8 protein-coding genes are annotated in these 10,210 nt (G+C 57.6%); 6 read left to right on the top strand and 2 right to left on the bottom strand.

Annotation, left to right across the window (positions count from 1 at the left end):
- On the bottom strand, positions 1 to 491 hold a 491-nt coding region (locus tag GHO41_RS27175; RefSeq protein WP_178126595.1), incomplete at its 3' end, for an amidase.
- A gap of 13 nt (positions 492 to 504) precedes the next feature.
- Positions 505 to 1,833 carry an MFS transporter gene (locus tag GHO41_RS27170; protein WP_048386908.1) on the bottom strand — a complete coding sequence of 443 codons (1,329 nt, stop codon included), beginning with the start codon at positions 1,831 to 1,833 and terminating at the stop codon, positions 505 to 507.
- A 210-nt stretch (positions 1,834 to 2,043) separates the two neighbouring features.
- On the opposite strand from GHO41_RS27170, the gene GHO41_RS27165 reads away from it, so the two are divergent.
- The 6 genes from GHO41_RS27165 to GHO41_RS27140 all read left to right on the top strand — a co-directional run.
- Complete coding sequence (locus GHO41_RS27165) at positions 2,044 to 3,081, top strand: LacI family DNA-binding transcriptional regulator (protein WP_123751506.1); 1,038 nt, start codon at positions 2,044 to 2,046, stop codon at positions 3,079 to 3,081.
- A 333-nt stretch (positions 3,082 to 3,414) separates the two neighbouring features.
- The gene (locus GHO41_RS27160; protein WP_323368843.1) at positions 3,415 to 5,355 is read left to right on the top strand and encodes an FAD-dependent oxidoreductase; all 1,941 of its coding nucleotides are present in this window, start codon (positions 3,415 to 3,417) and stop codon (positions 5,353 to 5,355) included.
- Between the two features lie 171 nt (positions 5,356 to 5,526).
- Entirely contained in the window at positions 5,527 to 6,414 is an 888-nt protein-coding gene (locus GHO41_RS27155) for a nitrilase family protein (protein ID WP_048369293.1), read from the top strand.
- Positions 6,415 to 6,427: 13 nt separating this feature from the next.
- A complete protein-coding gene (locus GHO41_RS27150; RefSeq protein ID WP_153435137.1) occupies positions 6,428 to 7,618 on the top strand; it encodes a hypothetical protein in 1,191 nt (396 codons plus the stop codon).
- 397 nt (positions 7,619 to 8,015) lie between these two features.
- Positions 8,016 to 9,593, top strand: a complete 1,578-nt coding sequence (locus GHO41_RS27145; RefSeq protein WP_153435136.1) for a sugar ABC transporter ATP-binding protein — start codon at positions 8,016 to 8,018, stop codon at positions 9,591 to 9,593.
- A gap of 1 nt (position 9,594) precedes the next feature.
- Positions 9,595 to 10,210 (top strand): ABC transporter permease (locus GHO41_RS27140; RefSeq protein WP_371929052.1); only part of this gene is annotated, 616 nt, incomplete at its 3' end.

The following is a 10,210-nucleotide window of genomic DNA, read 5'->3' as shown; positions in this document are numbered from 1 at the left end:
CTGGAGCCGCCCGTGATGCAATCCGGGTCCCACGGGTTGCGGGCCGCGCCCTGTAGCGAGCGGTCGCCCGTCGGGCCGTAGGCGAATTCATGGGTCAGGGTTTTGCCGACAATCACCGCACCCGCCTCGCGCAAACGCTGCACACAAACGGCATCACGACGCGGCCTGAAGCCTTCGAAATGCGCCGAGCCATAAGTGCTGACGTAGTCCAACGTGTCGATGTTGTCTTTGACCGCCACGGGTATGCCGTGCAGCGGCCCCAGGTCCTGGCCTTGGCTCAGAAGCTCGTCGGCCTTGCGCGCCTGGGCCAGTGCAACCGATGCATCCACTTGAACGAAGGCGTTCAGGGTCGGGTTCAGCCGCTCGATACTGTCGAGAGCGGCCTGGGTCAGTTCAACGCTGGTCAAGCTGCCGTCGCGCAGGCGTTCAGCCAGCTCGACGACCGATCGACCGAAAAAATAGCCAGCATGGGCGGGTAATACCGGGCTCATACAAACACCTCAATCAAACAGCAGCAGGAAGGGGGGAAGCAGCCGGACGGCCGCCTGGGCGCACCATCAACATGGCGCTCATGCCCAACGCGGTCGCCACTGCGGCGGCCACGAACATCGACGAATAGCCGTAGCGAACGGTCAGGTAGCCGGTCAGCATCGGGGCAATGAACGAAGCGGTGTTGGCAATAAAATGGGTCATGCCGCTGTAGGCGCCGACGCGATTGGAGGGCGCAGTGTCGATGACCACGGCCCAGTACACCGAGTTAGGCAGCGCGTTGAGGGCGTTGGCCAGGGTCATCAGGGCAATCACGCCCCAGACGGTCTGGGCCTGCGAAACCATGATGAAGCACAGCGTGGTCAACAGCAGGCAAGTCGCGGCCAGCCAGCTGCGGGCGACTTTCAGGTTGCCGGTACGGCGCAGCAGCAGGTCGGAGATTTTGCCGCCCAGCAGCACGGTAAAGCAGGCACCGGTCCACGGGATCATGCCCATGTACCACAACGAGGACAGGTTGTAGTGGAACTCGTCCTGCAGGTATTTGGGGGTCCACGTCAGCAGCAGGAAGGTCACGTAGACGAACGAGAAGTAGCCGACCGCGTTGAGCAGCAGGTCCTTGTTTTTGAAGAAGTGCCAGACCGGTGTCAGTGTGGTGGTTGGCGTCGAGGCATTGACCGCTTCGGCGCGTTCTTTGCGCAGGTAGTCCAGCTCCGCCTTGGACACTCGCGGGTTTTCATCGGGGGTGTTGGTGAAGCGCGTCATGAAGAAAATCAACAGCGCCAGACTGATCACACCCAGGATCACGAACATGCTGCGCCAGTCGCCGGTCAGGGTTTGCAGGCCTACCGCAATCGGCGCGGTCAACAGAGCGCCCAGCGGCGTGCTGAGCAAACCCACCGACACCACAAAACCGCGCTCTTTGGGGGTCGCCCAGTTCGCCACGCTCTTGTTGATGACCGAGTACGCCGGGCCTTCAGCGAAACCGAACATCACCCGGATGGTGGCGAAACCGGCCATTGCCGAGCCGCCCAGAAACGCCAGGCCGAAGTCACCGGCAAAGGCGGTCGCAATTTCAAAGATCGACCAGGTGGCACCGGCGACCAGCCAGATACGTTTGGCGCCAAAACGGTCGGCCAGAATGCCGCCGATCAACGCACCCAAAATGTAACCGTAACCGAAGTAACCCAGCACTTTGCCCCAGTCGGCTTTGTCGAAACCGTACTCGGGAAGGATGCTCGCCGATGCGTAGGCAATGGCGCCGCGGTCAATGTAGTTGAGCAGCGCCATCAGCATGATCAAGAAGAAAATCTGATAGCGGAAGGAAGGGATAGCTGGGTTGTTCATAGGTATCTGACTCTTCAAATGATGGCAGAAGTCAAAAAGTCGGCCGCTTCCGGCGTATTTTTATTTTTTTACCCAAACGTTTGGGTTGGCGAAATGTAGAGCGAGTAAAAATTTTAGTCAAACGTTTGGGTAAAAATTTTGTCCGGCCGAAAATCGCCCGTTCAGGTAGAATCCGCGCGCTCATAACAGACAGCAGGAAACCCCTCGAACATGCCGAACCCAGCCCGCCCCGCCACCCTCAAGTCCATGGCGACTGCACTTGGCGTGCATGTGTCCACCGTGTCCAGGGTGCTCAACGGCGACCCGGCGGGTGTAGAACGGGCAGCATCAGCCGAGGTAATTGAGCGTATTCGTGCATTGGCGAAAGAGCTGGATTATCGACCGAACACGCAGGCATCTAACCTGAAACTGCGTAAAAGTGAGGAAATCTGCGTGCTGATGCCGCGCATCACCGACCTGGTGATGGCGACCATTTACGACAGCATCGACAGCAGCGCTGAACAGGCGGGCTACCTCACGTTCGTGTCCAACACCGACGACCAGCCCGTGCGCCAGATGCAACGTGCCGAACACGCCCTGCGCCGCTCGGTGGCCGGACTGATCGTGGCTGACTCCCACGTGGGGGAAACCCAGCCGCTGTTCGAGTTGTTGACCCGCAAACACATCCCCTACGTGCTGGTCAGCCGCCAGATAGCCGGGCAAGTCGCGTCGTGCAGTAATGATGAGCTGGGCGGCTGGTTGGCGGCGGAGCATTTGTACAACCTGGGCTGGCGCGACGTCGCGATTCTGGCAGGCGAACGCCACGCCTCAACCGGCGCCGATCGCACGCGCGGCTTCACCCGCTACTTTCGCGAACAGGGCATCACCTTGCGCCCGGAATGGACACTCAACGGCCCCTTTGACAGCCTGACCGGCCACCAGCAAGGTGAGCACCTGCTGGGGCTGAGCCCGCGCCCGCAAGCGTTTTTCGCGGTCAACGACTTCCTCGCCATCGGCCTGATGGGCGCTGCACGGGACAAAGGCCTGCTGCCGGGCAAAGACATCGCCGTGGTCGGTTTCAACGACATCGCCCTCGCCCACGAACTCACCGTGCCACTGACCAGCGTGCGCTTGCCACTGGCCGAAATGGGCCAGCAGGCGGTGGAGTTATTGCTGAAACGGATCAAGGGCGAAGCCGTTGAATCGATTGTGCTGACCCCGCAGTTGCAAGTGCGGGCGAGTTCTACAGTGTTGCCCAAACCGCTGTAACTGCTGAGGGCATGTCTCAGCCCTTCATATCGTTTCCCCTTGAGGTGCAGATTCGGAGCTCAGTCAGTTCATTTAGCCGCTGAGCAGCGTAGCGAGGCTGCGAACGAGGACGCAGTCCTCGAAAAGACTGACTGCGCGCGGTGATGCAACCAACCAGTCACAACCTCGCTAAGCCCCTCGACAACTACGTAGAAACCTTCTCTATCCTTGCTTTCATAACCAGAAACATCAGTGCATCAGTTGCACGATGTCGTAAATATCTACCACCCGCGATCCATCGCTGACTCGCAATGTGCGCACTCCACCGCTGAACACAATACGGAGCGCAAAACTGTGACGATTGGATCAACCTATGACTATCCGGCATTCATCGCCAAGCATTTGCCCACGCATGAAGCGTCTTCATGGCGGGGGCGATTTCCAGGCCCTCCCGATTTATGTTTTAACTACCGCAAATTAGTTGAGCAACAGTTCGGTATTGCCAGCGCAACGAAACCCGACCACAAAATTTGCATCATTGGCGCTGGCGTTACCGGTCTCACCGCAGCTCGGGAACTTCTGCGATGCGGTTTCACTCACGTCACTCTGCTTGAACAGTCTCATCGAATTGGCGGGCGCCACTTGTCTGTAGTTAAGAGCGGACAATCACCCTTAATGGGAAGCACGCCGTTTGAAATGGGGGCAATGCGCATGCCGCTATTTAACACAACAGGCGAAACTCCTACAGAGGGCCAGTCACTCATGGCCTATTACTGCAAACTGTTTGATTTGCAGTTATCTGACTTCCCTAATCCTGGTACCGCACAGGTCCGCAGTACAGGTATATACCTGCGCGAAGGCTTACTGGATGGCCAACCAGAACCACAAATGCTGATCTGGAAAAATCCGCAGGGTCACACGCCACCGCCCACTGAGAAACTTCAACAGGTTTACGGGAAGTGGCGACATTTTGCCGAACTAATGACTCGAGAAGTCGCACGCATCTATGGCTCACCGCAATGGGAAAATCAGTGGGCATCTATCGTCGCTCGCTATCAAGCGCTGTCCTTTCGCGACTTGGTAACACTGCCAGCACTCACTCATTGGGCAGCTGAGAACCCGGGGGATTTCGGCGGGCTTGGCATGAGCCAAGAAGAATCCGCTATTTTCTACTCCATCGGCATAGGTGATGGCAGTTGGGGCGCCTTTTATGATGTTTGCTGCCTGTATCCCTTACGTACTGCAATTTTCGGCTTCAGCAGCCAATTGCAGTTAGTGCATGGTCGCGTAGATACAGATGGCAATCCTATACCTTCGCCATATCTAGGTGTGCCTTCGCTGAAGGATTGTAACGATCTGGACTTTGAGCCACCCCGCTATCTAGGTCTGGCAGCACTTGATGAATGCTTGATGTTCACACAGACCTCGGTCAATGGACTGTCTTTCTACGATCATTGCCGGAATCGAGGTGCAGGCTTCCTGACAGACACCTCAGTGACTCGACTGACCAAGCTGGACTCAGGACAACTTCGCGTAACCTACGACTGGAAAGTCAGTAGTTCGGAGGAAAAATCTGAACGCCATGAAGATTTCGATTCAGTCATCATGACCCTTCCTTCCTGGATCATTGAAACCCATATCCAGCTGGAAAACTTCAGCCAAAACATGCTGCCTTATTCAATCATCAATGCATACAAAACTGCTCACTGGGAAACCAGTTGTAAAGTCTACGCACCACTGAAAAAAAGCTTCTTATCTAAAAACAAAAAAATCCCGCAAGTTATCGTCACTGATAGCTTTGTCCACGATGTATATGCCTACCGCTATCACGATGCTTATCCCTACGATTGCATCTTGCTTAGTTACACTTGGGAAGATGATGCAACTAAACTTGCCTCTTTTGATGACAAGACCTTGGTCGCAAAATGCATCACTGAACTGGATCGTATCCTGCTGCGAGCCTCAAACATAAAGAGCCCAATTTCACCTTACATCGACGCTCAGAATGCTGTTGTTCAACGCTGGATCACGGACAAGAACGCGCTCGGCTGCGCCAAACTGTATCGCGCAGGTACTTATTACGAAGCAGTCAGCCTTATGAAATACAACCGCGACTATGCGCATGTGTCAGGTCTCTACCTTGCCGGTGAATCATTCTCTGTCGATGCCGGCTGGACTGAACCCTGCCTGCGAGGTGCAATTGATGCAGTCATCAACTTGTGCAACACCACGCAGGCCGAGTTCAACGGAGGCTTCTGTATGGATGACTATCCCGAGTACCAAACGCGCCCTTAGCGAACCGTTTAAATTCCCTTCTGACGTAGTCCAATTGGATATATAGCACCGTAGACAAGGCAACGGACTACACACCTAGCGGACACAACCGACATACACCCGCACTGATAAATCCTCTTACTAAAGACCCGCAAACCAGCGGGTCATAACAATAAAAAAGAGGTGTCAGCCATGAACGAAGCGGTCAGTGCAGTGCGCGTTGCGGTTGTGCAATTCGATCCGCAGGTGGGCATTCAACATAGCCAGGCCAATCTGGAGCACAGCCTTGAATTGGCCCGCGAGGCGGCCATTAACGGGGCAAATCTTATTGTGCTGCCGGAGTTGGCCAATACCGGGTATTTGTTCGGCACTCGCCAGGAAGCCTTCCTGCATGCCGAGTTGATTCCCGAGGGTCCGAGCATGCAGGCCTGGCTCGATTTTGCCCGTAAGCATCAGGTGTATCTGGCCGCAGGGCTGGCGGAACGGGACGGTGTGCAGTTGTTTGACAGCGCGGTGCTGGTGGGCCCGGGCGGATTTATTGGCAAGTACCGCAAGGCCCATTTATGGAACCGCGAGAAGCTCTGGTTTACTCCCGGCAATCTGGGGTTTCCGGTGTTTGACACGCCCATTGGCCGCATCGGCCTGCTGATTTGCTGGGACATCTGGTTTCCCGAAGTACCACGCCTGTTGAGCCTGCAAGGCGCCGACATTATCTGCAGTCTGAACAACTGGATCTGGACGCCACCACCTCTGTTCGATGACAGCGGAAAATGCATGGCCTCGTATCTGACGATGACCGCTGCTCACGCCAACAACGTGTTTATTGCCGCCGCCAATCGCATCGGTGAGGAACAAGGCGAGCGCTATCTGGGCTGCTCGCTGATTACCGGGACCAATGGCTGGCCCATCGGCAAGGTGGCCTCAGCGGATGAGCAGACCATCCTCTATGCCGATATTGATCTGACCAGCGCACGCAGCGCACCGATCTGGAACAGTTTGAACGACCTGCATCGCGACCGGCGTGTTGATGTGTATGAGTCGATGCTCGGCTATACCGACCACCCTCTCCTTCCACGCTGATGAGGACGCCATCATGTCGTCTTTATCACCAAGAGCGTCTTCCACTGCGTCAGTGCGTTACCTGGTTTTGCTTGTAGCCAGCGCGCTGCTAATCATTATTTTGATGGGCGGTTTATCGTGGTTCTACTCAGCATCGGCAACCGGTTACTGGCCCGGATATGCCGACATGATGGGCGACTGGCCTTCACCGCTGGCCTGGCTGCGCTGGGTGATCGGCGATATCAGCGAAGTCGCTTTTTACAAGCACGAGTTCGCCTCGCTGGGGCTGTTGTTTGGGGGTGCCCTGGGGTATTGGGCCAGTCGGTACGCCAAAACGTGGCAAGGGTTCAGCATCAGCTATGGCACGGGACTGTGGCCCTGGCTCGTCACCAGTTCACTGCTGGGGTTGGCGCTGAGCAATGCATTGTGGGGCTGGACGTTGACTGCCGACACCTGGCAGCCAACGTTTGCCGCCTTTGTGTCCTTGCCCGCCGCGATGGTGTTGCTGTTTGGTGGCGGCTGGAAAGTCACCCTCAACGGAGCGGTTCTCGGGGCCCTGTTGGTCACACCTTGTTGCCTGCTGATCGTCAACTTCGTCTGCCAGCCGTTGGGGTTGCCCGTCGTGATTGGCAATGTACTGGGCATGGCGCTGGGCAGTGCGCTGGCTTTTGGCTTGTGCCGGTGTGTGCCCGTATTGATCAAAAGTCAGGTCGAACCCGTCGTTGAGAAACCTGCTGCCAGGCCCAAGCCTGACTACGGGGTGATCTGGACGTTACGCCGGGTATTGGCAGACTTTTCCGAAGCGCCTTTTTTTGGCAATGAGTGGGCCAGCCTGGGAATGTTGGCTGGCGTTTTACTGGCGTATGCATTGAACCCGTTGAGCCCTGCTTATGGTTCAGGCTTGCTGCTGCATTTGGTCGCAGCACAGGCATTCACCTCGTTAGTGGGCGTGATTATTTGGCGCAGCCAATGGCAGAAACTCGGCTGGTACCCCACGTATGTGCCGCTGGTGTCAGTGGTTCCGGCTGCGGTGCTGACTTACGGCGCCAGCGCGATGGTGATGATTGCCAGCGCTGTGCTGGGGGCTCTGGTCGCCCCGCCTTTGGCCAACGCCATTGCCCGGCGAATGCCCCAGTACATGCACCCTTACATTGGCAATGTGTTGTCGATGGCGATCAGCACGCTGCTGATTGTGCCGGTGATTGGCGTCTTGATGAATCTGTAGCAGTTGCCGCAGGCGACGTTCGAGTGCGAAGCGATCGTAAACTCAGACAATCCGGTTTTTCTGATGCACCGTGCAAGCCGGTTTGACGACTGCTTCGCACTCGAACGTGGCCTCGCGGTGCTCGTCAACTGCTACGAATGGGGAACACGTCGGGCAAGCAAACCTCGCCCAGGCTGAGGTTATTCATTGAATTTATGAGTGCGCGTGTGCGCTGAAGTTAAACATCCAACCCCCTCGTTTCATCCCCTCTGCGCCCATCCGGGCGCATCCTCATATAACTAAAAGATATTTCATATTCGATACATATATTGGATTGTACCTAGGGAAATGCTTTTAATCGCGGCCCCAACGTCTTGTGTTTGCTGATGTTTCAGCGACTTCTGTTTCGGTACTTTTTATGAACGCGTCTGCCGCTGTGGCGCCTGATCCGCTGATTCGTGTGTGCGGTTTGAGTAAATCGTTCGGGGCCAACCGTGCCCTGGATCGTGTGGACTTGCAGATTTACCCCGCCGAAGTCGTGGCGTTGTTGGGTGCCAATGGCGCGGGCAAATCGACGCTGGTGAAGATCCTCGCTGGCAGCCAGTCCCATGATGCGGGCGAGCTGTTGGTTGACGGGCAGTTGCAGCGTTTCAATTCGCCGCTGGCGGCGCGTGAGGTCGGGATTGTGGCGGTGCATCAGCACGTCAATGACGCGATTGCGCCGGGTTTGAGCGTGGCGGAAAACCTGCTGCTGGATGAGTTGTGCCAACCCGGTGCCGGGTTTTGGCTGGGGCGCAAACGCGTGTTGCAACGTGCCTCGGTAATCGCTGCCGGACTGGGGCTGGATCTGCCACTGGAGCAGCCGATTGAGCACCTCGGCCAGGCGGAACGCCAACTGGTGGTGCTGGCCCGGGCTTTTGCCTTGCAGCCCCGTTTGTTGATTCTGGATGAGCCGACCGCCGCTCTCTCGGACACCGAAGCGCAGCGTTTGTTTGCCCTGGTCGATACCTTGCGCGAGCGCGGGGTGGCAATTGTTTATATCTCCCATCGCTTGTCCGATTTGCAGCGTCTGGCGGATCGCGCCGTGGTGTTGCGTGACGGCAGGCTGGCCGGTGAATTTGCTGCCGATCAACTCACCGAAGCGGTGTACGCCATGCTCGGTGAAGCGCCGGACACCCGGCCTTTTGAGCCGCGTGCGGCGGGCCGCGAGGTGTTGAGTTTGAGCGCAGCGAAGGTCACGGCGAACGCCGCTGAGTTTGATTTAAACCTGCACGAAGGTCAGGTGGTGGCGCTCACCGGGCTGTTGGGTGCGGGCAAAAGTGAAATTGCCGAGGTGCTGTTCGGCTTGCGTCGCCCGGCTGCCGGAACGCTGCACGTGGAAGGCGTTGCCGGGCTGTTCAACTCGCCGGAACACGCAGTTAAAGCCGGGGTGTTTTACGCCGCCGAAGACCGCGCCAGCCATTCGTTGATTCCTGGCTTTTCGTTGCGCAAAACCCTGACCCTGCCCTTTTTGCAGCGTTTTACCCGCTACGGATTTATCAACACCCGGCTGGAAGCGCAGGCGGTAGAAGACGCCGTGACCGCGCTGGGGGTGAAGACCGCCGGTATCGAATTGCCCATGGAGACGCTGTCTGGCGGCAACCAGCAGAAAGTCGTGCTGGGCCGCTGGCTGCTGGGCAACGGCCGTGTTTTGATGCTCGATGAGCCGTTCCAGGGTGTGGATGTGCGCGCCCGCCGCGAGATTGGCCATTTGCTGCGTAACAGCTGCGAAGGCCGGGCCACGTTGGTGATTTGCACTGACGTGGACGAGGCCCTGGAGATCGCCGACAGAATTTTGGTGGTGCGTGATTTTGCCGTGGTCGCTGACTACGCCCGGGCCGGGTTGAACCGCGCCACGCTGGTGGCGCAATTGGTGGGAAGTGACGTTCCATCCCCTATCCCTTGCTCTTCCCCTTTAAACCGTACCGCAACGCCCGGGAGTAGTGCGCGTGGCTGATTTGATTTCTTCTTTGCCGGGCAGTGCCCCCAAGCCCAAGCGCGTGCTGGACGCGTTGATCCGTTATGGCCTGCTGCTGGTGCTGGCCGCCGTGGTGGTGTTTTTCAGCATTGCCGAACCGGCCTTTTTGCGGGTCAACAACCTGTTCATCATTTTGCAGTCGGTGTCCATCGTCGCCTTGCTGGCCCTTGGCGTGACCTTGACCATGGCCGTGGGCGGCCTCGATTTGTCCATCGGCGCGGTGGCGGCGATGAGCCTGATGATCGCCAGCTACGTGATGGTGGTGCTGGGCTGGGGCGCCGTGCCGGCGGTGTTGATCAGCCTGGCGGGCGGTGCTTTGGTCGGTCTTTTTAACGGCTGGCTGATCGTCAAAATGCGCGTGCCGGATATTCTCGCCACTTTGGGCAGCATGTTTTTGGTGATCGGTGTGCAACTGATTCCCACCGGCGGGCGCTCGATTGCGGTGGGCATGACGCTGCCCAACGGCGAAGAAACCGAAGGCGTGTTCAGCGCGGCTTTTCTGGCGCTGGGGCGCGGTCGGTTGTGGGACACGGTGCCGGTTCCGGTGCTGGTAACCGCTGTCGCGGCGCTGGCCGTGTGGCTGTTTCTGGAGCGCG

It is taken from the genome of Pseudomonas sp. FSL R10-0399 (assembly GCF_009600165.1).
Lineage (GTDB): Bacteria > Pseudomonadota > Gammaproteobacteria > Pseudomonadales > Pseudomonadaceae > Aquipseudomonas > Aquipseudomonas helleri.
This window is presented reverse-complemented; position numbering and strand designations above follow the sequence as displayed.